Origin of the sequence: Larkinella fluvii (genome assembly GCF_051857545.1) — a bacterium.
Classification (GTDB): Bacteria; Bacteroidota; Bacteroidia; order Cytophagales; family Spirosomataceae; genus Larkinella.
In genome coordinates, this window is record NZ_JBPZHB010000006.1 from 429,762 (window position 1) to 454,022 (window position 24,261).

Annotated in this window: 22 protein-coding genes; 12 read left to right on the top strand and 10 right to left on the bottom strand. The window is 52.1% G+C overall.

Annotated elements, in window-relative coordinates; all coding sequences use genetic code 11:
• Positions 1-88 precede the first annotated feature (88 nt).
• The gene (locus tag ACS5NO_RS18060; protein ID WP_439416455.1) at positions 89-259 is read left to right on the top strand and encodes a C1orf53 family protein; all 171 of its coding nucleotides are present in this window, start codon (positions 89-91) and stop codon (positions 257-259) included.
• 157 nt (positions 260-416) lie between these two features.
• The gene (gene rpmB / locus ACS5NO_RS18065; protein ID WP_114408630.1) at positions 417-656 is read left to right on the top strand and encodes a 50S ribosomal protein L28; all 240 of its coding nucleotides are present in this window, start codon (positions 417-419) and stop codon (positions 654-656) included.
• Positions 657-808: 152 nt separating this feature from the next.
• Here the strand turns inward: rpmB and ACS5NO_RS18070 are convergent, their stop codons facing one another.
• Positions 809-2,062, bottom strand: coding sequence for a pepsin/retropepsin-like aspartic protease family protein (locus tag ACS5NO_RS18070; protein ID WP_439416456.1), 1,254 nt, complete (start codon positions 2,060-2,062; stop codon positions 809-811).
• 42 nt (positions 2,063-2,104) lie between these two features.
• Positions 2,105-2,170: an SEC-C metal-binding domain-containing protein gene (locus ACS5NO_RS18075; protein ID WP_114408734.1), complete on the bottom strand. Its 66-nt coding sequence runs from the start codon at positions 2,168-2,170 to the stop codon at positions 2,105-2,107.
• Positions 2,171-2,293: 123 nt separating this feature from the next.
• Between ACS5NO_RS18075 and tpiA the strand changes: the two genes are divergently transcribed.
• The gene (gene tpiA / locus ACS5NO_RS18080) at positions 2,294-3,061 is read left to right on the top strand and encodes a triose-phosphate isomerase (RefSeq protein ID WP_439416457.1); all 768 of its coding nucleotides are present in this window, start codon (positions 2,294-2,296) and stop codon (positions 3,059-3,061) included.
• Between the two features lie 92 nt (positions 3,062-3,153).
• Here tpiA and ACS5NO_RS18085 read toward each other — a convergent pair whose 3' ends face one another.
• Complete coding sequence (locus ACS5NO_RS18085; protein ID WP_439416458.1) at positions 3,154-4,557, bottom strand: DUF5723 family protein; 1,404 nt, start codon at positions 4,555-4,557, stop codon at positions 3,154-3,156.
• A 4-nt stretch (positions 4,558-4,561) separates the two neighbouring features.
• Positions 4,562-6,481: a RecQ family ATP-dependent DNA helicase gene (locus ACS5NO_RS18090; RefSeq protein WP_439416459.1), complete on the bottom strand. Its 1,920-nt coding sequence runs from the start codon at positions 6,479-6,481 to the stop codon at positions 4,562-4,564.
• Positions 6,482-6,595: 114 nt separating this feature from the next.
• Here ACS5NO_RS18090 and msrB point away from each other — a divergent pair, with 114 nt between their 5' ends.
• The 6 genes from msrB to ACS5NO_RS18120 all read left to right on the top strand — a co-directional run bounded on the left by msrB (position 6,596) and on the right by ACS5NO_RS18120 (position 12,119).
• Positions 6,596-6,991, top strand: a complete 396-nt coding sequence (gene msrB / locus ACS5NO_RS18095) for a peptide-methionine (R)-S-oxide reductase MsrB (RefSeq protein WP_150877934.1) — start codon at positions 6,596-6,598, stop codon at positions 6,989-6,991.
• A 243-nt stretch (positions 6,992-7,234) separates the two neighbouring features.
• The gene (locus ACS5NO_RS18100; RefSeq protein ID WP_439416460.1) at positions 7,235-8,515 is read left to right on the top strand and encodes a D-alanyl-D-alanine carboxypeptidase/D-alanyl-D-alanine-endopeptidase; all 1,281 of its coding nucleotides are present in this window, start codon (positions 7,235-7,237) and stop codon (positions 8,513-8,515) included.
• A 111-nt stretch (positions 8,516-8,626) separates the two neighbouring features.
• Positions 8,627-9,100, top strand: a complete 474-nt coding sequence (locus tag ACS5NO_RS18105) for a hypothetical protein (protein WP_439416461.1) — start codon at positions 8,627-8,629, stop codon at positions 9,098-9,100.
• 109 nt (positions 9,101-9,209) lie between these two features.
• Positions 9,210-10,955 carry a GMC oxidoreductase gene (locus ACS5NO_RS18110; protein WP_439416462.1) on the top strand — a complete coding sequence of 582 codons (1,746 nt, stop codon included), beginning with the start codon at positions 9,210-9,212 and terminating at the stop codon, positions 10,953-10,955.
• 61 nt (positions 10,956-11,016) lie between these two features.
• Positions 11,017-11,481, top strand: a complete 465-nt coding sequence (locus ACS5NO_RS18115) for a four helix bundle protein (protein WP_439416463.1) — start codon at positions 11,017-11,019, stop codon at positions 11,479-11,481.
• Between the two features lie 11 nt (positions 11,482-11,492).
• Positions 11,493-12,119 (top strand): gluconate 2-dehydrogenase subunit 3 family protein, encoded by a 627-nt coding sequence (locus ACS5NO_RS18120; protein ID WP_439416464.1) that lies wholly within the window; start codon positions 11,493-11,495, stop codon positions 12,117-12,119.
• A gap of 92 nt (positions 12,120-12,211) precedes the next feature.
• On the opposite strand, the gene ACS5NO_RS18125 is transcribed toward ACS5NO_RS18120, so the two are convergent.
• A complete protein-coding gene (locus tag ACS5NO_RS18125) occupies positions 12,212-13,291 on the bottom strand; it encodes a type I restriction endonuclease (protein WP_439416465.1) in 1,080 nt (359 codons plus the stop codon).
• A 243-nt stretch (positions 13,292-13,534) separates the two neighbouring features.
• Between ACS5NO_RS18125 and ACS5NO_RS18130 the strand changes: the two genes are divergently transcribed.
• Together ACS5NO_RS18130 and ACS5NO_RS18135 are read left to right on the top strand one after the other, a co-directional pair.
• On the top strand, positions 13,535-14,083 hold the full coding sequence (locus ACS5NO_RS18130; protein ID WP_439416466.1) for a hypothetical protein: 549 nt from the start codon (positions 13,535-13,537) through the stop codon (positions 14,081-14,083).
• Positions 14,083-14,898: a hypothetical protein gene (locus ACS5NO_RS18135; RefSeq protein WP_439416467.1), complete on the top strand. Its 816-nt coding sequence runs from the start codon at positions 14,083-14,085 to the stop codon at positions 14,896-14,898. The genes ACS5NO_RS18130 and ACS5NO_RS18135 overlap by 1 nt, the downstream gene beginning before the upstream one ends.
• Here the strand turns inward: ACS5NO_RS18135 and ACS5NO_RS18140 are convergent, their stop codons facing one another.
• From ACS5NO_RS18140 to ACS5NO_RS18160, 5 genes are read right to left on the bottom strand one after another with little or no spacing between them, the layout of a single operon-like run.
• The gene (locus ACS5NO_RS18140) at positions 14,899-17,295 is read right to left on the bottom strand and encodes a hypothetical protein (protein ID WP_439416468.1); all 2,397 of its coding nucleotides are present in this window, start codon (positions 17,293-17,295) and stop codon (positions 14,899-14,901) included.
• 14 nt (positions 17,296-17,309) lie between these two features.
• On the bottom strand, positions 17,310-18,464 hold the full coding sequence (locus tag ACS5NO_RS18145; protein WP_439416469.1) for a DUF4249 domain-containing protein: 1,155 nt from the start codon (positions 18,462-18,464) through the stop codon (positions 17,310-17,312).
• A gap of 48 nt (positions 18,465-18,512) precedes the next feature.
• A complete protein-coding gene (locus tag ACS5NO_RS18150) occupies positions 18,513-19,652 on the bottom strand; it encodes a DUF4249 domain-containing protein (RefSeq protein ID WP_439416470.1) in 1,140 nt (379 codons plus the stop codon).
• A gap of 2 nt (positions 19,653-19,654) precedes the next feature.
• Positions 19,655-22,426: a TonB-dependent receptor gene (locus tag ACS5NO_RS18155; protein WP_439416471.1), complete on the bottom strand. Its 2,772-nt coding sequence runs from the start codon at positions 22,424-22,426 to the stop codon at positions 19,655-19,657.
• A complete protein-coding gene (locus ACS5NO_RS18160; RefSeq protein ID WP_439416472.1) occupies positions 22,423-23,160 on the bottom strand; it encodes a hypothetical protein in 738 nt (245 codons plus the stop codon). The genes ACS5NO_RS18155 and ACS5NO_RS18160 overlap by 4 nt, the downstream gene beginning before the upstream one ends.
• Before the next feature lie 134 nt (positions 23,161-23,294).
• On the opposite strand from ACS5NO_RS18160, the gene ACS5NO_RS18165 reads away from it, so the two are divergent.
• Positions 23,295-24,194, top strand: coding sequence for a hypothetical protein (locus ACS5NO_RS18165; protein WP_439416473.1), 900 nt, complete (start codon positions 23,295-23,297; stop codon positions 24,192-24,194).
• Positions 24,195-24,261: the final 67 nt, after the last annotated feature.

The following is a 24,261-nucleotide window of genomic DNA, read 5'->3' on the forward strand; positions in this document are numbered from 1 at the left end:
AATTGTTGGCGGATGCGTAATTTTAGGGCAAAGCCGGTGGGTAGTCGATGGCTTCAAAATTACACTTCCTTACTCAGTCAGACAAACAATGCCGTCTACTAACCCCAAAAAGCCCCGAATTGAAGGGCTGGATGGTGAAGATTACTACTACAACGAACAGGGGTACGTTGTTTTCACAACGGTTTATCACCTTAAACGCGGCTACTGCTGCAAAAATGGCTGCAAACACTGTCCCTGGCGGGGGAGAGTTAAAAGTTAAGAATTAAGAGTGAAGAGTTGGCTGACGCATTCACTTACAGCTTGCGTCAGCCAACTCTTCACTCTTCACTCTTAATTCTTAACTTTTAACTCGTTACGGTTGTATTTAAATAAAATATTCCCCAATTTTGCAGGCTCATTCAGAAACAGGTATTGTCATGGCACGAGTTTGTCAAATTACAGGAAAGCGGACGCGGGTTGGTAACAACGTATCACACGCTAACAATAGAACAAAACGGAAGTTTTATCCCAACTTGCAGAAGAAACGCTTCTTCCTTGAGTCTCAGGGAGCATGGATCACGTTGAAGGTAGCTACTTCAGCCATGCGTACCATCAACAAGAAAGGTCTTGAAGCCGTGTTGAAAGATGCACACAGCAAGGGAACGCTGTCTGTTTAAATAATTCACGGTAGTTGGCGGTTTTCCGGGTGGCTAGCTCCTGCGGGATCAGGTCACTTTTTAGGTAAAACGCAAAATACAGGCGAATAAATGGAAAGGTCATTCTTTCACATTCATTCGCCTGTATTTTGCGTTTTATTGATTTACAGCGTTCAAATCATTCGCTTCAGCGCAAATTGCGCAAAAACGATATTGCCATTGCGCCGAACGAGGATGCTGACTTCTTTGCCTTCGCCTTTTTGCAGCATCTTGTAGATCTCGCTCACGTTTAAATCACCCGCTGGCAGGTTGTTGATAAATAAAACCTCATCGCCGTCTCTCAAACCGGATCGGCTGGCCGGCGAATCGTCGATCACTTTCTCGATGTAATAATTCCGGAAATTATCCCCGCGCGCTTTCAGTTCGAGTCCGCTCATGTCGTGTTCGAACGATTGTTTCAAAATGCGCTTGATGGGTTTCAGAACCATGTATTTGTCCTGGTAATTGAACGTGACCCGGAACCGTCGCAGGATTTCACACCCCAGATTGCCGTTCCGTTCGGCGGCATGTTCGGCGATTTTCAGGCCAAATGACGTGCTGTCGGGAAAAGACGCCACGACATTGTCCATCTCGAAATTCCCCAGACGAATTTTCTCGATCCGCCCCAGATTGCCGTTGATGACCCCACTTAACCCACGCCCCAACTGCGCCCGGATCACTTTGTCGGGCAGCCGAATGTCGTCGCCATTGCTGCGATTGATGAGCAGCGCGTGGCCCGCACCCGTATCGATCACCACCCGGATTGGCAGGGTTTTGCCGCCTTCGAGCAATGCCATGACATCCGTATACGGTTTTGTATCCTGAATGGCAATGGGATAACGTGACCCGTGCGACCGGCGATAGCGGTAGTTTTTGGGCGTATTTAACACCAGTTCCCGGCGCTGAAAATCAATGGTTACCACAAAATTGTTGAACACTTCGTAGCCAAAAATACCATGAATGGGAACGCCGACGTATTCCGACAGCCGCAGAATGTCATCATCCAGCACAACGATATTCTGATGCGTTGCCCGCATGTGTCCCATCATCAGCAAATTATCGATGGCTACCGACGCCATCAGTTGACCACCCTCGCCGGCACCGGTTAGTTTCACTTTCCGCGTGAAACGCAGGGGCTGCCGCCGGATGGCTGCGGGATCTGTTATAATTACCGAACTAACGCCGGTATCAAGGATAAAGTGGAGTGTATCAGAATTGTTAATCTGAATCGGAACGATGATCAGATTGGAATGTAGTTGGAATGGAATCCGGGTTTGCTTCCGGTTATTAGCAATGAAATACCCATATCGCTCACTCAGCTCGTCATTACCTGCTAAAACCCCCTGCCAGCAAAGCAATATTCCGAAGAAAATAACAAACAGCTTCATGGCTTTTTTTGTGAATACGTAAGAAAGTTACAACTATTTTGTCTAATAACACAATTTTTTCAAAATCGTTGCGCAACAATTTTTATACTTTTTATTTGAATGGCAAATGCTGTTGAAAAACCGCTAATTTCGTCCTGCGAGTGGCTGAACAAGAAACCGTAAAATTAAGTTTAGAGACACCCTGCTTTTTGTATTCGATTCGTAATCAGGGCTTAAACCATCCAATAACCAATGCGTAAAAAAATTGTTGCCGGAAACTGGAAAATGAACAAGACGCTCGACGAGGCTGTCGCGTTGGTGTCGGAAGTGGTCAATATGATCAAAGATGAGGTAACGGGAGAGGTCAATGTCGTGCTGTGCCCTCCGGCTCTTTACCTTACCACCCTCAAACCCTATTTGGAAGGCCAGACACGGGTGGCACTGGGTGCTCAGAATTGCCACGAAAAGGCTTCCGGAGCGTATACGGGTGAAATTTCGGCCCCCATGCTGAAGTCACTCGGTGTTCGGTACGTGATTCTGGGCCACAGCGAACGGCGGCAGTATTTTGGTGAAACCAACGCGCAACTGGCTGAAAAAGTAAACAGTGCGCTGGCCAACGGCCTGACGCCCATCTTCTGCTGTGGCGAATCACTGGAACAACGCCAGACCGAAGTTCACCTGGATTTCGTACGCGCCCAACTGACCGAAAGCCTGTTTCATCTATCCCCGGAACAGTTTGCGAACATCGTCATTGCCTATGAACCCATCTGGGCCATCGGCACGGGCCTAACCGCCACCTCGGACCAGGCGCAGGAAATGCACGCCATGCTGCGGCAACACATCGCCAGCCAATATGGCCAGGAAGTAGCCGATGACACCTCAATTCTCTACGGGGGTAGTGCCAACGAGAAAAATGCCGCCGAACTCTTCGCCCAGCCGGACGTCGACGGCGGTCTGATTGGCGGTGCTTCCCTGAAATCCCGGGAATTCACCCTTGTCGTGAAGGGAGTTAAGAATTAAAAGTTATGAATGAAGAGTTATGAGTGAAGAGTTGGCTGACGCAAGCTGTAAAAAAATGCGTCAGCCAACTTTTAACTCTTAACTCTTAACTCTCAATTCTTTTGCCGCCATTTCCAGACGGAGAAACCGATCCAGGCGATGGAACTTCGGTTATCTCCTTTCTTGCTGAAAAGCCGTCCCATATCGCTGAAACCGAGGGTGATGGGGCCTAAGCGGGACGACATCCCAACCGCAACCCGGCTGTCGGCACCGATGATGGAAATTGGCAGGCCAAATTCAACGTCCTCATCTTCAAAACGGGGCGTGATAATCAGCATGTTTGGCATCTGAGTCGCTGAAGCCGCCGATAGGTTTTTCATCAACAAGCCGTTGACGAAAAAGGACGGCATCAGGCGCATATCCGCTTCAAAATGAACCATGCGGGGCAATGCGACTTTTCCGGGATCATAAGGCTGCGGAATGTTGTCGGATTTCGTCGTCAGATAATCCGTCGGCGCGTTGCCGAATTTCTCCAGTTCTTCCTGCTGAAACGTCAACCGACCGCTTCCGGTTACCGACTGACCCGCCGGGTATTTGATACTTCCACCGTTCATCAGAGCCGCCGATAACCGCAGCCAGTAGGCCGGGCGCGGGTCTTTTGTCGACGCATACGATTCATAGCTCCTTCCGGTGGTTCGGCGGCCAATCTCATACGTAGCGCCGAGATCATACCCCCAACCGCTGCCATAGGCACTGGAAAAAACGGACGAAAGACCGAAATCCTTGCGGGGCGTCGTTTGGCCGAGTTCATATTGCAGATTGGTAATGTCCAGCGTTTTCTCCACATCGCCGTTGTTCTGGAGAATTGCGTAATTGCCCCGGGCGTTCAGGTAACTGAGCTGAGCCCCCACAATCCGGCGAACCGTGGCTCCCACATTCAACCGGTGCCAATGCCCGTCGAAAACCTGCAAACCGTAGGTCAGGCCAATTTCACCGTAGCTGTTGTGCGCCAGATTGAAATCCATGCTCCCCGCCGACGGCTGTAAATTCCTGTAAAAAAGTCGGTTGCGATACGCTTCGGTTAAGTTTTCGGGCAAAGAGGAACCATACAGGTAACTTTTCATCCGCGTGTGCAGGGCGATCGTCTGGTTGCCGTCGACATTGAGTAAAATGGACGGCCCCAGAATTTCGGAATACGAAGTGGTTCGGGGCGCATTGGTAATGGAACCAATCGTTCGGAGTGGCAGGCTAAGTCCCTGACTATAGGGCAATTGGATCGTCTGAAATAGACCCTTTGAAACATATTTCGTGTATAACGAATTAACGGAAGATGTGCCGGTGAAGGCAATGATTTGAAATTTGTACCGCGAACCGGCAATGGAGGACGGATTCTGAAGCATCCGGTGAATACCACCGTAGTTGCTGCTTACCAAACCCGGCTGGTATTGTGCCCGGACCATCAAGGAAGTAGAACCCACCAGAACGGTCAGGAGCAAGCGTAAAACAGAGTTCTTCATGTACTTATCGTTGATTCATTGTGTTCATTCTGTGCAAATTACCGGCGGCATCGATCCGCAACTGTTCGTCGGCCAGCATCTGTCGGAGAACGGCGGAAAGCCGGTCGGTGGTCAGATTCAACTGATCGGCCAGCAGGCGTGGCGCGAGCCCCTGCCCGCCCGCAGCGTCGAGGTATTGCAAAATGCGTTGCCGAAGTTCATCAGTATCCGGCGGGTGCTGGTTTTGACTTAAACAGTGGTCGCAAACTCCGCAGGCATCGCCGGGTGTTTCGCCAAAATAAGCCTGTAACAGCCGCGTTCGGCACTGAATTGGATTTTGGACGTAATCGACCATCGCCCGCACTTTGGCCAGATCCCGCTGCTTTCGCTGTTCCAGTTGCATGACGTTGACCGGCAAATTCCGGGCATCGAAACGCGGGGTCAGGAACGTCAATTGCGGTTTGTCTTTCTGTTTTTCATACACCAGAATCGACCGTTGCGACAGTTGTTCCAGATACGAAAGAACTTCGGTTTCCGGCATTCGCGTGGTTTTGGCCAGCGAACTTTCCGAAATGCTGACGAAATTGGTGAACAACTCACCCCCGTAAATCCGCAGCAACAGCTTCAGAAAGGAATCGTAATGCGGATTCATGACCTGAAACTCATACAACGCCCGGTTATCCACCGCAATCATCACTTTCGACGGACTGAAATAGGCTTCACTCAACTCAATAAAACCTTCCAACTGCAATTGTTTCAGCGCATAATGCGTATCCGTTACCGGCAATTGAAACGCCTGACAGAATGCCGTCAGGTCGAAATCGATGTCGGAGAATTCACCCCCGCCAATGGCCAGATTCGCGTAGTTGGCCAGCGCCTGATACACCCGCCGGAGCATTTCAACCGGCTGGTATTGCTGAATCACCCGCTGTTCGATGTCACTTAAGTCCTTGTGGCTGTACAGTAAAACCGCATACGCCTTTTTCTCATCGCGACCCGCCCGCCCGGCTTCCTGGTAATAGGCTTCCAGGCTATCCGGCACATCCAGGTGAACCACCGTCCGGACATCCGGTTTATCGATTCCCATGCCAAAGGCGTTCGTAGCCACGATCACCCGTATACGGTTATGAACCCAGGCATCCTGTTTATCAGACCGTTGCTTTGCCGTCAACCCCGCATGGTAATAATCGGCGCGGATGCCCTGGTGGTGCAGCCACTCGGCCACGTCCTGCGTTTGCCGCCGACTGCGCACGTAAACAATGGCCGAACCCGGAACGCCCTGTAACACTTTCAGCAGGCGGGCTTCTTTGTTCTCTTCGTAAAACGCAGAATATGACAAATTCTTGCGGGCGAACGTTTGACGGAACACCTGCGGCTGCCGCATTTCGAGCCTTTCAACAATATCCGACTGCACATCAGGCGTGGCAGAAGCCGTCAGGGCCACCACCGGAACGCCCGGCAGCAGGTCGCGAAAAGCTGCAATCTGGAGATAAGGAGGCCGAAAATCGTAGCCCCAGGCCGAAATACAGTGCGCTTCGTCGACGGCCAGCAAACTAATTTTCATCTGCTTGACCCGTTCAATCAGAATTTCGGTCTGGAGTCGTTCGGGCGAAACGTAGAGAAACCGGACGTTGCCGTAGATGCAGTTGTCGAGCGCCCGGTCGATTTCCCGCCAGTGCATGCCCGAATAAATCGCCACCGCCGAAATACCGCGTTTCCGCAATTGCTCGACCTGGTCTTTCATCAAGGCAATCAGTGGGGTTACGACGAGGCAAACACCGCCCAGCGCCAGGGCCGGAACCTGGAAACAAACGGATTTACCCCCGCCGGTGGGCAGCAGCACGAGCGTGTCACGCCGGTCGAGCACGGAGCGAATGATGTCCTCCTGCAAAGGCCGGAACGACTCGTACCCCCAGAATTGTTTAAGAATTTGGTGGATGGTCATAACCGACCGTAAAGATAAATCAATCTAAAATTAGTTTATGTTCGTAACTGAACTTTCGCTGAACGACTTTAAAAGTTATCGGCTGAAAAAGTGGCGTACAACCAAATAAAAATCATGATCACAAAAGTCATTAAAACCGATGAAGAATGGCGCCAGCAACTGACGCCTGAACAATACCGGGTTGCACGCCAGAAGGGGACCGAACGGGCTTTTACGGGCGAATACTGCGAAAGCCACGACCCCGGCGTTTACCAATGCGTTTGCTGCGGCACCGATCTGTTCGAATCCAAACAAAAATTTGATTCCGGCACGGGCTGGCCCAGTTTCACCGAACCCATGGATCCGGAATTGATTCACCTCGAAAACGATTATACCTACGGGATGTCGCGGGTCGAAGTGCTGTGTGCGGTTTGCGACGCCCACCTCGGCCACGTTTTCAATGATGGTCCTCCGCCAGCAGGCCTGCGGTATTGCCTGAATTCCGTATCGCTGAAGCTGAAACCCGCGTAATTTTCAGGAAAACCGCCGGTTTTTAGCAGTCCAGGAGGTTTTTAACCCCGGAGGGGTGGACTGTTACCAGAGAAAAGTCGCTAAAAATTCAAAAGCTCCGGAGGAGCGCCCTTGTTTTACTTAGGGCGCTCCTCCGGAGCTTTTGGCGACCTGAAAAATCATGGCCTATTACCATTCAGCCCCTCTGGGGCTATAATTCGGCCTGGTTCGCTATACTAAATCCAAAAAACCGTATTTTGGGGTATGCGATTCCCAGTATACCTCCTCTGCCTTTGGCTGGTGCTGACCGGCTGCTCGACCTACCGCCCGGTTCAGCGTCAGCTCCGCCAGAATCCCCAACTCACCGATCATCCTACCGGCTTTGCCTTGTATGACTGGGAAAAGCAGAAAATGGTCGTGCAGCACCAGGCCAATCTGTATTTTACCCCGGCATCCAACACCAAGCTGTTCAGTTTTTACGCCGGTTTAGTCACCCTCGGCGATTCCATTCCGGCTTTGCGCTACGTCACGCGCTCCGACTCCCTGATTTTCTGGGGAACCGGCGACCCTTCCCTGCTGAACCAGAATCTGCCCGACACCACGGTGTTGCGGTTTTTGCGAAACCGCCCCGAACGGCTGGTTTTTTCAACAACGAATTACAGCGGCCAGCGTTTCGGACCCGGCTGGGCCTGGGATGATTTCAATGATGACTATTCGGCGGAATTGGCCCCACTACCCTTATACGGTAATTTCGTCCGCTTCGGTTCGCCGGATCGTATCGCGCGGCTGGACGTCGAACCCCGGTTTTTCCGGGACAGCGTGTCGGCGGTTTCGGAGCGGAAATTTTCGAGAAGTGTTCAGCGCGATGAGCATCGCAACCGTTTCGACCGCCCGGCGGCCGTGCGGCCGTTCCATCAGGACGTTCCCTTTCGCTGGTCTCCGCAACTGGCCGCGCAATTGCTTGCAGATACCCTGCACCGCGACGTTGCCACGGCTTCCATCCCTTTCGACCGCTCGGCCAAAACGCTGTATAGCCAACCCGCCGATTCCCTTTACAAACGGATGTTGCAGGTCAGCGACAACACCCTGGCCGAACACCTGATGCTGCTGTGTTCGTCGGTGCAGGATACCGTCAACCTGTCGGTGGGTATTCAAACCGTTCTGAAAAAGCATCTGGCGGATTTGCCCGATAAACCCAACTGGGTCGATGGGTCGGGCCTGTCGCGGTATAACCTGTTCACCCCGCGTTCGATTATCGCGTTGTTGCAGAAAATTTACAAAACCGTACCGCAGGAACGGCTCTTCAAACTACTGGCTATTGGCGGCTCGACGGGAACCATTCAGCGGGTCTACAAAACGGATCGCCCGTTCGTGTTTGCCAAATCCGGGTCAATGACGGGCGTTTATAACCTGAGCGGTTATCTGATTACGAAGAAAGGGAAGTTATTGTTGTTCAGCATGATGCACAACAATTTTGCCGGATCGGTGGCTGATATGCGGAACCGGACGGCGGCTTTTCTGACGGAAATCCACCAGAACTATTGAGTGAATACCGTAAATTTCTCTAAAAAAACGGGCGGTTTCCGTTGAAAGCCACGGTTTCTACCGCTAATTTTGGTCCTGCACAATGCCCCACCGAATCAGACCATACACACCATGCAGGAGGAATATAACCTCGACCAGTTGCGCCAGAAAATCGCGACCATCTCCGGGCTTGAGCTGATCCGGTTGCAGTCGTTTCTGGAAAGTGAAATCCGACGGCGAAAACAGATCCTCAGCGAAATTCCCGCCATCACCCTTGAACAAATCCCGTTGCGGGTGCAAACCCGAATGACGTTTTACTCCATCGTCCGGCGCCGGAAAGTCTGCAATCTGGCAGAAGTGGGGCGACTGACGCTCATCGAAACCCTGGCGGTGTTGAAACCGGCGGATTTGCAAAGCCTGAAAAGCCTCAACCAACGGGCTTATAACGAGTTGGTCAATGAGTTGTCCAAACTAAACGTTTCCCACGATTCCATTGCGCTCTGGGACCAGAAAATGCTGGAGACGAAACCAGTTAGCTCCCTTCCTTCCCGAACCATCAACCCCACGGAACCCGCTGCCAACCGGGACCATGCCGATAAATTATAGGTTTCTAAGTCCGGCCTACCCGCGAAAAGCAGAAGCAGTAAAACCGCATCAGTAGGTGATGCGGTTTTACTGCTTTTTGGGATAACTCCTTATCCTATAGCCTCGTTCAATGGATCTTTTTCAACTCAAAAAAGCCCCGACGGTTTACGACGCCATCGTCGTCGGATCGGGTGCCGGGGGCGGCATGGCAGCCTACATGCTGACCAAAGCCGGGGCCAAAGTGCTGCTCCTCGAAGCCGGCGGGTATTTCGACCCGGCTGATCCGAAATACATGACCCAGCTCAAATGGCCGTATGAATCGCCCCGGCGCGGAGCCAGCACCACGCGGGCGGGCGGTGATTTCGATGCGGCCTGGGGTGGCTGGGAAATCGAAGGCGAACCGTATTCCTCAAAACCCGGTGCCGATTTTCACTGGTTCCGCTCCCGGATGCTGGGTGGTCGCACCAACCACTGGGGCCGGATTTCGATGCGCTTCGGTCCCGACGATTTCCGGCGTGGTTCCCTCACCGGAATCGGCGACGACTGGCCCATCACCTACGACGACATGAAACCGTTCTACGACCGGGTGGACAAGCTCATCGGCGTTTTTGGGTCGGTCGAAAACATGCACAACGAACCGGATGGCCATTTTCTGCCACCGCCCAAACCGCGTTTGCACGAGCTGATGCTCAAAAAGGCCGCTACCGGCATTGGCATTCCCGTCATTCCGTCGCGTTTATCCATTCTGACCCAGCCGATTAATAAAGAGCGCGGGCAGTGTTTCTACTGCCGCCAATGCAACCGGGGCTGCTCGGCCTATGCCGATTTCTCGTCGTCGTCGGTGCTGTGCATTCCGGCCATGAAAACCGGTAACCTGACGCTGCAAAACAATGCGATGGTGCGGGAAGTGCTGACCGACGCCAAAACCGGCCTGGCCACGGGCGTTTCCTACGTCGATACGATCAGCATGCAGGAAGTGTCGGTTTACGGAAAAACCGTGATTCTCGGGGCCAGCACCTGCGAATCGGCGCGGCTGCTGCTCAATTCCAAATCGTCCCGTTTCCCGAACGGACTCGCCAATTCGAGTGGTGTGGTCGGCAAATACCTGAATGATTCCACCGGAGCCTCCCGGTCCGGGTTTGTCCCGGCTTTGATGGATCGCAAACGTTACAACGAAGACGGTGTGGGCGGTATGCACGTCTTCACGCCTTGGTGGCTCGATAACAAAAAACTGGATTTCCCGCGCGGCTACCACATTGAATACGGTGGCGGCATGGGCATGCCCGGCTACGGTTTTGGGGGCGGCATTGAAAACCTGAACGGCAAAATTCCCGGACGCGACGGCAAGATGAAACCCGCAGGCGGCTACGGTGCCGGATTGAAAGACGACGTTCGCCGGTTTTATGGTGCCTACGTCAGCATGTCGGGCCGGGGCGAACCGATTCCGTTGGAGAGCAATTACTGCGAAATTGATCCGAATACCGTTGACAAATACGGGATTCCGACGCTGCGGTTTCACTACAAATGGTCGGATAACGAGGTCAAGCAGGCGAAACACATGCAGGACACGTTCGAGCAGATCATCGAAGCCATGGGCGGCATGCCGATGGGCAGCAAACCCGGCAAAGAGCAGAACTACGGACTGGCGGCTCCGGGCCGGATTATCCACGAAGTTGGGACGGTGCGGATGGGGAACGACCCCGCCAAGTCGGCCCTGAACAAGTTTCAGCAGGCCCACGACGTCAAGAACCTGTTCGTCGTCGATGCCGCTCCGTTTGTTACGCAGGGCGACAAAAACGTCACCTGGACCATCCTGGCCGCGTCCATGCGCACGAGTGAGTATTTGATCGATGAGGTTAAGCGGAAGAATATTTAAATCGGTATACGGTTTTCAGTTTTCGGTATACGGTTTTTTGGCGTACTACAATTATTCGACAATGGCTAAGATCAATCGATTTGAGGATTTAGAAGTCTGGCAATTGGCCCGGAAGTTATCAAATGACATTTTTTGGCTAACGCAAGAAGGTAGCTTTTCGAAAGACTTTGAGTTGAAGAATCAGATAAACCGGGCAAGCGGTTCGATTATGGATAACATAGCCGAAGGCTTTGGCCGGGCGAATCGCGCGGAATTTATTGTATTCCTTAGCTACTCAACAGGATCTGGTACAGAGGTCAAATCACAATTGTATCGAGCTTTGGATCGCAAGCATATTCAGCAAGAACAATTCGAGTTGTTCTATTCAACTACAGACCGTATCGGAAAAATGCTTTTTGGATTAATTCAATCCCTGAAAAAATCACCCGTGCGGGGTTTGAAATACAAAGTTGCTGAGGATGAAATAGCCTATGAAATTGAAGAGGATGCCGATTTACTACCGAAAACAGAAAACCGTGTACCGTAAACCTTAAAACTATGAAACGCAGAGATACATTAAAAGCGATATCATTGACGTCACTCGGTTTGGCAGTTAACCCGGTGGAAGCCGCAGTGCCCGAACCCAAACCCGCCGTCAAGCTGCTGCCGGGTCGGCAGAAATTCGAGGCCGAGCGCGATCTGAAACTCCTCGCGGCTGAGAAGTTCTTCACCCCGGCGGAGTTGCAAACCGTCACCATCCTGAGCGACATCATCATTCCGGCCGATGCCAAATCGGGCAGCGCGTCGCAGGCCGGTGTACCGGCTTTCATCGAGTTCATGATGCGCGATCAGCCCCGCAACCAGACGCCGATGCGCGGTGGGCTGCGCTGGCTGAACGCCAAATGCGTTAGCCGCTACGGGAATCCGTTTGCGAAATGCACCAAAGAACAGCAAATCGATATGGTCGAGCAGATTGCCTATCCGGCCAAAAAAGTCCCGGCTGACATGACGCAGGGTGTCGCGTTTTTTACGATGATGCGCAATTTCGTGCTGGGCGGTTTTTACACCAGCAAAATGGGCATCGAAGACTTGGGCTACGTCGGCAATACACCCAACAAATGGGATGGCGTTCCGGACGACGTGCTGAAGCAGTACGGATTGAGCTACGACGAAACGAAGAAATAGGACACGAAAAAAGGCCGGGATCACTTCTGACCCGGCCTTTTTTCATTACGGATAATTTGCCCCGGCAGGGCGTAACTTGGTAGAACAACAAGTTACTTTGTGTCCATCATCACCAAGGATTTCTGCAGGTGTTCGGTGAAATTATAGATGTCATTCAGCGATTGAATCTCATGTTTTATCTCTTTCCTGGATTCATCTAAAAAGGCGATGTACTTCTTCTGACTATTCATGTACAGACGGCAAAGCGGTTTTCGATTGTTATCATCCAACAGAATTGCAAAGTACGTCTGTGCATCCCGGTGATAGATACGCTCGCCGTTAATAGTTGACCGTAGGATGGCTCGTACGATATAAAATGCTTCTAACTCTTCAGCTGTAGTCACAATAGTTGGATCCTTCTTCGCTTCGATGACAGGATCTGCTACTGCTGAGACTACCGAACTAGGTATTTCCTGATGCTCTTCTTTCGTGAGGGCAGACTTCAGGCGGTCGGTAATCTGATCAGTCACAATCTGTTGAAACCCTTTTTTTATCAACGCTTTAAAGTAGTCAAACCACTTCGCGTTAATCTGTCCCTGATACACCTGTTTGGCTAAATAGCGAACCAGCGTATCGGATGGTTCCGACATTTCCTGAACGATCAGTGGTTTGAGTTCTCCCATATATTTGAGTTCACTAGCCGTCGAAAGGATGGAATCCACGTCAAAGTAAGACTTGTGGAATTTCTTCAACTCCTCGAAGTGAACCTCCTTCATATCTGTTAGATTAATTTCCAGAAATGGCTTTTGATCCATTTTGTTTGGCTCTATCAAATCAGTGTAAAACCGATAGATAACGCCATTAGTCAATACGCCAAACCGCGCTTTTGTTACGTGAAAATACCGAAGTAATTGATTATCATGGAGGGTTAAAGTTTGATTATGGTGCTTGCATTCCATGAGAATAATAGGCTGTCCATCTTTCAAAATAGCGTAGTCAACCTTTTCTCCCTTCTTTGTGCCAATGTCACTGATAAACTCAGGTGATACTTCATGCGGGTCAAATACGTCATAACCTAACGTATTGAGAAACGGGAGAATAAGGGCTGTCTTAGTCGCTTCCTCGGTTTGAATAGAGTCTTTCAATCGAACGATGCGATCGCCCAATTGTTTAATCTGGTCTTTAAAATCCATTAGGTAAAAAGGTTTTAGAATATGCAAACGTAAGCGGTTGTCAGACAAAAGCAAGTAGGTATCAAAAGTATTTGTTAAAATAAGTATAAATACTTTATTTCTACCCATCAATTCATTTAAAATCAAAATACATTTACAACCCACCAACGCATTAATTTTCGTCCAACCCGCTTCTTTCTCAATTTCTTTTGCGTACTTACCACTCCGCTTTTTTTCAATTTACAGGCGTAATCGTTATCCAGAATGTCCATCGTACCGGCGATTCGAAGCAAATACGGGTTCTATCGAAAATTGCTGCGGGAGCATAAGTATGTGCTGCGGGATACGGTCGATGTCGTCAAAATACCCGGCAATTCAACCTTTCTGGAGGGAAAAACCGCCGTGTCGCACAGCGATCTTGACGCGGAAATCACGCTGACGGTTCGGGTCAAATGCAATGATCACGACTTTTTCCGGTTTGAACTGCGGTGCCTTGAACTGAGCGAAGAACCGTTTTTTGAGTTTCACAGCGACGGTTGCACCCACCGGAACGCCGACGAGTCGATTCCGCTCGCCCAGCAACGCGTCACCACGCCCCATTTCAGCCAGTATAACCAGCAGGGGGCCAATGTGACCTACCCGCTACAGCAAACCACGGAAGAGAACGATATTTCTCGCCGTATGGCGTATTTTTGTCAGGAAGCGAAGCTGAATCTGCGCGACGACGAATTTCCCATGATCCGGGTGTTGCCCAACGCGCTGCCGCTGCACGTGACCCAAAAAGACCCCAACTCAACGGTTTTATTTCTGTAATGGTATTCGAGGAGATTTACAACGACATCAAAACCGCCTTCGGCCAGCTCTGGACGTTCAAAGAGCGGGGGAAATCACTGGAAATTATTACGCCGTATACCACGACGACGCAGAAATTCATTTCCGTTTTCCTGTCGTTCAAAGACGAGGAATACATCGTTTCCGATGGCGGCTGGCTCGACAACGGGTTCTACGAAAACTCGTTCAATCTGGAAGACGACACCTTCCGAAAAATTGCACACCACTATTTCAACGCGTTCAGCATCAAGGAGATCAAAGGTCCCAGCCAGAAGACCTATTTCTACAAAAAAACCATCACGCCCATTGCGGTTCCATCGCTGGTTTTCGATATGGCCAATTTTATTGCGGCCATGGTCAGCACGTCCGAAATCGAATTTGTGGAACGCGAGGAGCGGGAAACCAAGGAGCAATTCCGGCGGTCGGCCAACGAATACCTGCAAACCGTCATTCCCAAAGAGAAAATCGATCTGGGCGTTTACCTGGACGAAAAGAAGCAAATCCGGCTGCACGCCGTCGTCAAACAGTCGTCGTCGCGACTGGTTTTGATCAACTACATCACCGGCAGCAATCCGTATTTTTTCAACAACAGCATCACCAAAACCAATTTCCTGTTCGAACTGGCGGAGAAATCCACCGTGGGCCGGTTTGTCAAACGCAAGATTTCGCTCATCGACACCACGGCATCCGGCTACGTGCCCACCCGGATTGCGACGTTCATCAATCACCTGCTGGAAAATACCGGCTCCGAAAAAATCGACTGGTCGGAGCGCGAAAAACTCCAGGACATGATCTGATTATTTGATCACTTTCGTAACCTCAAACGTTCCCTGCCGACTCCCAGCCCGGCCGTCGGCCGTAATACCGTTGATCATAAACCGGTACGTTCCTTCTTCATCCGACGTATAAAACTCCAGTTTTCCTTTGCCCCGTCCATCGGTTTTCAGCATGGGAGCCCAGTGCAGCAGGTTGCGCAAATCCGGCATCCGGCTCCCCGACCGCTGTGGCGTATCGTAGCTGGGCGTGTAGAAATCGCGCGGAATCTGCAAGCCTTCGTAGTCGGCCAGCAAGGCTTTGGCATCCGGCCGATAGCCCGCCAGATCGCCTTTATAGGTCGTAAAACTGATGATACCGTCGAAAACCAGTGGCCCAACAATGTAGCGCCGGGTCATGACGTCCAGCCGCTGCACTTTTCGCGGATCGATTTCCATCACTTTGTCCATGTTGAAAATCGGAACGCCATCCAGCAAGGCCAGGGGACTTCCTTCAAAGAACTGCTTGTGGGGCGTATCGAGCAGACTGATCACGTAACCGTCCCGGCGTTTTCGCGCCATCACACCCGGCACATATTCCCGAAAAACTTCTTCCATCACCGGAAACCGGGTGAAATCGTCGAGCCGGTATTTTTCGTCCGGAACACCATAAAACGCCACGCTATCGACCCGGGGCAAGCGGTATCGACTCAGGTTTTCGCGGTAATAGGCGTTCTGCACCTGCATCGGAATGCTGCGGGCCAGCAGCGGCTCTTTCAAGGTCGTCGGAAAATCGAAAACCGGCAGGCGGGGAGCCGAAAACCGGTCGTGAAAAGGGCTCTGCAACTCGATTCGGAACAGGCTGTCTTTCGGATTAAGTTGCAAGACGAGGTCTTTGGGTCCAAAAAACTCCTTCATTTCAAAGTGAATCCGCCCCGCTTTGTCTGACCGGGAACCGTATAACAGAATGTGTTTGCCCGGCACCGACAGATACGAACTGATGTTGTATCCTGGTTGCCCCGTTCCCGGATGAATCACTTTTCCACGGATGAAATGCCCGTTTACCTCCGGCAAATGCGCTTCGGCTGGTCGGTCGGTTTGCAAAACCGTCTCCCACCGAAACCGGCGCCAGCCCTGGGTCAACATTAGATTATCCGTCACGTCATTTACCTCGGCTCCTGTAGCCTGAAAATAATAGTCCGGCGATTCGACCCCGCCCCGCAGATCGGATGTCAGGAGCAAATAACTCAGAATATCCCCGGATTCCGCCGGTTGGAGCGAATCGAGCCGATAGACTGCCACGGAAAGATCCGTGAGCGCGGGTTTGCCGGTTTCATCCTGCGCTGTCAGGTCAAAAACCGCTTTTTCGCGGGTCGATAGCGCTCCGCTCGTCAGTTTGGCGTCGATCGTCAGCCGCCGTTCCGGGCGTTTGAAATACAGCCGTTCGCACACCGGTTTCCGGCTGGCATCGAAAACCGTCAGGTGTGAAATGCCTTCGCCCAGCGTTTTTTTATCGATCAGAAACGAAGCCGTATGGTCGCGCAGGCCTTGCTCATCGGCGCGGATGGCCGCCAGTCGCGTGTGCGTCAGCAAATACACCAGCGAAGCCGCCGGGGCCGTGGTTTTCACCGTCACCCGAAGCTGGTCTTTGCCCTCCTCTTCGACCTGCATCGTGTAGCCCTGCTCCTGAACGGGGGGCAGCGGACGCGTGAACGTCTTCCCGGCGGCATCGGTCAGCACCGCCCGGTATTGCTTGCCTTCGGCGGGGGTCAACGCAAAACGCCCCATGCCGAACTTCAGCGGTTTGAACCGGACGATGGTGTCGTTGCTTTGGTCCAGAACAACACCCTGTAAATCAACGCCTTTTCCGGTTGTTCCAACCATTTTGAAGGCCACCTTGCCGGGCAGGTTCCGAACCAGATTACCGCCTTCCGGGAAAAACTGAACATCATAGGCCAGCGAATCTTTCAAAACCGGCAATTCCAGTTTCCGGAAGGTGTTGACAACCGTAACCGGTTTTTCGAAGAAATAGTCGGGGTCGGTGTTTTTCATCCAGTTGGTATACGCCCGGACGAGGTAATTCCCCGAACCCAGCGTGGTGGGCAGAAACAGGGAACCAGTGCCCGAACCATCGGCCAGGGCTACTTTGGTTTGCAAAACCGGGCGGTTTTCTTTGTCGAACACCTCCAGATAAGCCACTTTACTCAACGACAAGGGCTGGTGAAACGTCCCATCGACGTAATTGATCTTGAACCACATCAACTCCCCGGCTACGTAAAACGAGCGGTCGAGGTGGACAAACAGTTTTTCCTGCAACGTCTGGTTTCGATAGGCATCGAGCTGCTTCCGGATCGGATTATCCGTTTGTCCCCAAACCGGTACGGTCCCGACGAGCGTGAGGAGGAGGAAAACGGCCTGAGCGGTTTTTTCAAGTGAATTCATGGTTTTTAAGATCATCACCAGAAAGTCGGTTTAACGTTGGTACCCGATGTCCGGCAATCGACGCAATAGGCCGAGCTCATCCGATAAGCGATTATTTGCCCCATGGGGGACAGAATTTCATCGATGGGAATGGCCCCCGACTCCGCCTGATCGGCCGCCGACGGTTTTTCCGGTGTTCGGAAGAGGGGAGCGGTATCCGGCAGACAGGCTTCGTACATGCTCGGAATCCGCCAGGGCGGCAGTTCGGAGGCATTGACGAAAATGCGCTTTTCTTCCACCGAATAGCCGCTCAGATAACCTACCACGGGTTCGTTCGGGTCGGTTACGCCGTGGATATTGCCGATGACCTGAAACGGCTGCGGATCGAAAATCGACCCCAGGCTCTCGGTATTTTTCCGCAGGTTTTGCCAGTATTCAAACGATTCTGCGGTTTGGGCATACTGCTTGACCAGCAGGCTGTACCGAATCTTCAGACGATTGGAAGAAGTATTGGAAACGAACACCAGCGGAAATTGATCGATTACGTCCTGCGTCAGTTTTTCCGACGAGCCGATGAAAATACCGGTCGATTTGCCGTTGCTCCAGCAATGATTGACATCGTCCATCCGGGAAACGAACTGCTTGTTCAGGTATTCGACCCGGGAGTAAAATGCGGAATAAAACTCCCAGGTTTCTTCGTATTCCCAGCGGTAATATTTGGTATTGTTCGTTGGATCGTGGGTGGTTACATAAAACTGCACGCCCTGATCCTGCGCCTTCCAGCTTACGTTATCGATTTTTGGTGTCTGTTTAATGGTTACGTAGTCGGACTGATAGCTGCGCCCCGCGGCTGTTTTGATGTTCAGGCGGTATTTCTGATTAAACTGCAACCCGCCACCGGCCAGCGTATACGTCCCATCGCCCTTGTCGACAAAGGTCTGGCTCCCGCCTTTTTCGCCCTCCACCGTCACCGTCGCTTTGGTTTCCACCGTGGGTTTGCTGCCGTCCGTCAGGTTCTGCGTACGCGTCAGCCGGATGCTGCTGACACCCGATCCATTCAGAAATCCGTCGACTACCAGGTAGGTATTGGGAGCCGAAACCGCCGGTGGCCGATACGGATCGACGCAACTATCGATGAGGATGGTTGCGATCAGGAGAAAACTAAGCCAACTAAAGTTGATTCGATTCATGAGCTAATTGAATATCAATCGATAACACTATACATCAGTCTGCGCCTTTTACCAGAAACCGGGTTTAACGTTCACCCCCGCAGTTCGGCAATCGATGCAGGTGGGCGATCCCATCAGGTACGCAATTAAAATACCCTGCGGGGACAGGTAGCCCTCGATCGGAATCCAGCCCGCTCCCGCCATCTCTGCGGCCGATAGGTCGGGGGCAGGGGGCGCAAGCAAAACCGTATCTGGCACACAGGACTCGTAGCCACTCGGAATTCGCCAGGTAGACGGCAGTTGCGTCGGGCTAACAAAAATGCGTTGTTCCTCCACCGAATAACCGCTCAGATAGCCCACCACGGGTTCGTTCGGATCGGTCACGCTGTAGAGATTACCGACGACCTGAAACGGTTGTGGATCGAAAATCGACCCCAGGCTCTCGGTATTTTTCCGCAGATTCTGCCAGTATTCGAACGCTTCCGCCGTCAAAACCGACTGCCTGACCAGCAGACTGTAACGGGTCTTCAGGCGATTGGAAGACGAGTTGGAGACAAAGACCAGTGGAAATTGATTGATCACATCCTCCGTTAGTTTTACCGACGAAGCCACAAAAATGCCAGTCGATTTTTCGGTCCGCCAGCAATGGTTGATATTTTCTGCCCGACTCACAAACTGCTTGTTCAGGTAGTCGACGCTCGAATAATAGGCCGAGTAAAACTCCCAGGTTTCTTCGTATTCCCAGCGGTAATATTTGGTATTGTTCGTTGGATCGTGGGTGGTTACATAAAACTGCACGCCCTGATTCTGCGCCTGCCAGCTTACATTGTCAATTTTCGGCGTCTGCTTCACGGTTACATAGTCGGACTGATAGCTGCGCCCGGCGGCTGTTTTGATGCTCAGGCGGTATTTCTGATTAAACTGCAACCCGCCAGCAGCCAGCGTATACGTCCCATCACCTTTATCGACAAAGGCCTGGCTACCGCCTTTTTCGCCTTCTACCTTCACCGTCGCCCTGGTCTCGATGACCGGTTTTTTGCTCTCCGACAGGTTCTGCGTCCGCGACAGGCGGATGGTGCTCACCCCCGTAGCATTCAGAAAACCGTCGACCACCAGGTAGGTGTTGGGAGCCGAAACTTCCGGCGGCCGGTACGGATCGACGCAACTCCCGATCAGTAGTGCAATCCCAATCGTCAGGTATTTTCTCATGCTCAGAATTTGAAATTATACGTAATCGTCGGAATCGCCTGCCCAAAAATGGAGAGCTTATACCCTCTTACTACTCCTCCCAGCGAAGTGAAATACACCGAATAGGCATTTCGTCGGCCCGTCAGGTTGTAAACGGCCACCGTCCAGGAGCTGTGGGCCAGCTTTTTAACCTTGTGGTTGCCCTCGATGTTGAGCGATAAGTCGGCGCGGTAATAATCCGGAATCCGGTACTGGTTCCGCTCCGAATAATAGACCCGGGGCGAACCCGCCAGCTCATACTTCGCCAGCGGCAGCGTAATGGGCCGACCCGTACTGTACGTAAAATTGAGTGAAACGCTAAACCGGCGGTTGATGCGGTAATTGCCCACCCAGGTCACGTCGTGCGGTTTGTCGAAATTGCTGGGGTAGTACTCGCCCTGGTTGATGTTCTCCTGCGGCACGCTCTGATCCACACGCAAAAACGTGCGGGAATACGTATAACTCAGCCAGCCGTTGAACCGCCCGGTGATTTTTTTAACCAGAAATTCAACTCCGTACGCCATTCCTTCCGCCCGAACCACCTCCGTTTCGGGGTGATGATTCATGATCAGCGTGGCGCCACTGCGGAAATCCAGCACGTTGTCCATCGTTTTGTAATACCCTTCGACCGAGGTTTCGATGGTGTTATTTTTGAAGTTCTTGTACAGACCGACCGAAAACTGATCGCCCACCTGCGGCAGAATATTCGGATCGCTCAGCTTCCAGATGTCGGTGGGTGCCATTGCCGTGGTGTTCGACAGCATGTGCAGGTATTGCCGCATCCGGTTGAAACTGACCTTGATCGACGCATCGGGCGTGAACGCATACCGCGCCGAAACCCGATATTCGGGGCCGTGATAAGTCTTGATATTTTTTCCGGCTCCGTACGAGAGCGTGTCCAGAATATTGGCTTCCGTTTTGGGCGCGCCATTCGGATACACATTGATGTCTTTTGGGCCGAGGTAATTGAACAGCGAATAGCGCAACCCAAAGCTGATCGAAAACCGGGGCGAAATATCAAACCGGTCACCCACATAAAGCGCACTTTCCAGCGCCTGCTCCGTCGGCACCACATCCGGCCGAACCAACGATTCGTTCCCCAACGGCTGGAATTGCCCCGGGTGCAGTTTGTACAGATTCGAACTGACGCCAAAATCAATGGTGTGTTTGGCAGTTGGATAATAGTTAAAATCGGTTTTAAACGTCGTCTGATCGATCTGAAACGTAAGCTTGTAGGCATTAACCAGGTTCTGATCGCTGGAAACGGAATACTTATACCGGCTGGTGGTTCCCGTAAAAACGCTGTAGAGTTTGGTGTTGAAAATGTGTTTCCATTTCAGCGTCGCGTTCATGTTGTTGTAGTTGTAAACCGTATCGCTGTTGAGCCGGAACTCATCCTGGCTGTAGTAGCCGGTGAGGTAAATCGTATTTTTCTCGTTGAATTCGTGGGTAATGTGGGCGTTCAGATCGTAGAAGTTCGCCCGGCTGTTTTTGAATGCCGGATTTTTCAGGCTGCTGAGCAACCAGTCGGAATACGTCGACCGCGCTCCGATCAGAAACGACGATTTTTCCTTGACAATCGGCCCTTCCAGCGTCAGTCGGCCCGTCAAAACGCCAATTCCGCCGGAACCCGACAGTTTTTTCTTGTTGCCGTCGCGCGTGGTCACTTCCAGCACCGACGACAGCCGCCCGCCATACCGCGACGGAATACCGCTTTTGTATAGTTCGACGCTTTTGATCATATCCGGATTGAAGGCCGAGAAAAATCCGAACAGGTGCGACGGATTGTAAATTGTGGCATCGTTGTACAAAATCAGGTTCTGGTCGGTCGAGCCGCCCCGCACGTTCAGCCCCACGCTGCTCTCCCCCACCGACTTGACGCCCGGCAAGGTCAGCACCACTTTCAGCAGATCGGCCTCGCCAAAGGCCGTCGGCACCTGCCGGAGCGTGCGGATGTCCAGGCGTTCGAGGCCCATTTGCAGCCCCGACACGTTCACGTCTTTTTCGGCTTCGATCACCACTTCTTTCAACGCAATCACGTCGTCCTCCATCTCAATTTCCAGCTTCCCGTCCGAATAGAGCATAATTTGCCGCTTCGTATCCTTCATGCCAATGCTGCGTACCCGGAGTTCGTGCCGACCGCGCGGCAGCGTAATCGAGTAATAGCCAAACTGATCGGTGACGACGCCGATGCGCGGTTTTTCGATGTACACCGCAACGCCAATCACCGGTTCGCCCGAAGCGGCATTCCGGATGTGGCCCGCGAGGTTGGCGTTGCCGGGTCGAACGGGATTGGTGGCCCGGCCGATGTTGAACAAGCGGGTTTCGAGCGTGATCCGGCGTTTCTCTTTTTCCGCCAGGTAATCGACCACATTCGTGTCGCCATCGCCTGTGCTGTTGCCCCGGTCAAAAAAACCGATGGGCAACTCCGTCCGAATGGCGCGTTCCGGCGTGATAAAAACCTGTTTTTTGGCGTCGATGGCGTAATACAGGCTGGTCCCTTGCAGCACCTCCTGCAAAACCGTCGGCAGTTTCTGGCCGCTTTTGTCGTAGTTGACCCGGATGCTGTCGACATCACGGAGGTTGTAGAAAAACCGGTAATCGGTCTGGGTTTCCACCTCCCGAACAAACTGCTCGAAGGATAGGTTGGTGAACGGCCCGCGGATGTTTTTCTCAGCCACCTGTTGCCCAAAACCGGCGGTGAGCGAACCCACAAAACAGCACAACAGGAATAAGGTTCGGTAAAATTTCGTCATAACGATCGGGTTGCTGCGTCGTACTGCTGCGTGAGTTTTACAATGGCGGCTTCGCGGTTCTTCGCAAATTTGATGCGGTTTTCGCGGAGGTATTTGCGGAGGGTTTTCTTTTGATCAGCAAACAGATTCAAGACCGATCGTTTGGTTTTGACGGGATAAAAGAGGCCGTTTTTGCCAATGTAAAAATTATTTTCTGATATGTATTCTTCCTTGACGGCGTTCTGCACCAGTTCGGTTCGGATGGTTTTGACCCGTCTTGCCAGCACTTTCGACCGCCCATCGTACAATTGGTCGTAAAAGCCCGTTCGCAGGCCGATGTTGTGGGCCGTATCCCGCACAATCCGAATGAAGTGGTGGTCGGCAATCGAAAACCGGCTTACTTTGATGTTTTGTAACTGCATCCGGTATACGCTGTCGATGTGGGGCACCACCACAACGTCATCCACCAGATCGTAGAGCAGGCGAATATTCTGGTAAGTGATGCCATCGTAGGTGACGGAACCGGTGCGCCAGAGCGAGTCAAGGTATGGATAGCCTTTGATGGTCGGAAGGTGGCCGACGTATTCGGCGCCGTTGTACAACCGCGCCTGGTCGGCGGTTGTACGAACATAACGGGCGTGTGCGTACCGAATGGCCTGTTCCCGGAATGAACTGTCTACCGAAGCACGCTGTCCGAAAACCGTGCAGGGCAGAAGAAGGGCGATTAAAATAACCCAGATAACACGATGATTCATTGGTAAGGGGAGTCGGTCAGGGAGCTTAGGTGTAATTAAACTAGATTAACTTAGCAATTATACTGTAATTTCCGGTTCTTTCGGTTACTTCCTGCGTTATAGTAGCCGTATAGACAACTTTTTGCGTCAATCCGTTGGAAAACACCTCAATTAAATTTCCTGCTGCTTTTCAGGAGCTTCTTTCGGCCCAACTGACGCTAACGCCGTTCGAAACAACAGCCCATACGCCGTTTTCCCTGTTCCGCGTTGCAGACACCTCTCTTCTTCTGCACTGTATCGACTTGGAGACCTATTCCCGACTTCGGCAGCAAACGGAGGTACGGTATTTTTTCCAGCAGCTTTCCGCCCGGTTTTCGGCCGAAAACTGGCGGTTGATTCATCTTTGGGAAGATGTCTGGCGACAAAGTCCGGCAAAGGTTTTTTCCCGGATTCGGGCGATGGTAGGCATTTCCGAGCGGATTCCGGCCCGGCTGACGCAGGTTCGGCGCATCGACAAGCCCACTGCCGGGCGGTTTTTGCAGGAAAATCATTTACAGGTCGTAACAAATGCCAAATACAAATACGGTTTGTTTCTGCCCGCGCGGTATTTTCGAGTTCTGTCGCCAGATTTTCTCCTACAACCCGCCAACCCGACGGAACTGCTGGTGGCCGTTGCGACTTTTAGCCATCCGCGTTCGATAACCCGCAACGGCATAACGCATCGGTCGGTCGAACTCGTGCGGTTTGCCAATCACCTGAACTGCACAGTTGTTGGCGGACTGGACAAACTCCTGAAAGCCTTCGTAACCGACGTTCGGCCCGACGACATTATGACCTACGCTGACCGCGACTGGTCGAACGGCCGGAGTTACGAAAAACTGGGTTTCAGCCGATTAGAGTTAACTGAACCCAACCACTTCTGGGTTCGTCCGGGTGAGTGGATTCGGCATTATCCCAGTCAGTTGCCCGGCGGGTTAACGGAAATCGAGATGGCTGATAGCGGGTATATTCCGGTTTATAATGCGGGGAGTGTTAAGTTTGTGAAAATTCTTTAACGGTTTACGGTTTTGGGTTACGGTATTCGGTGGGCTGACGCAAGCGGCTATGGATGCGTCAGTCCAC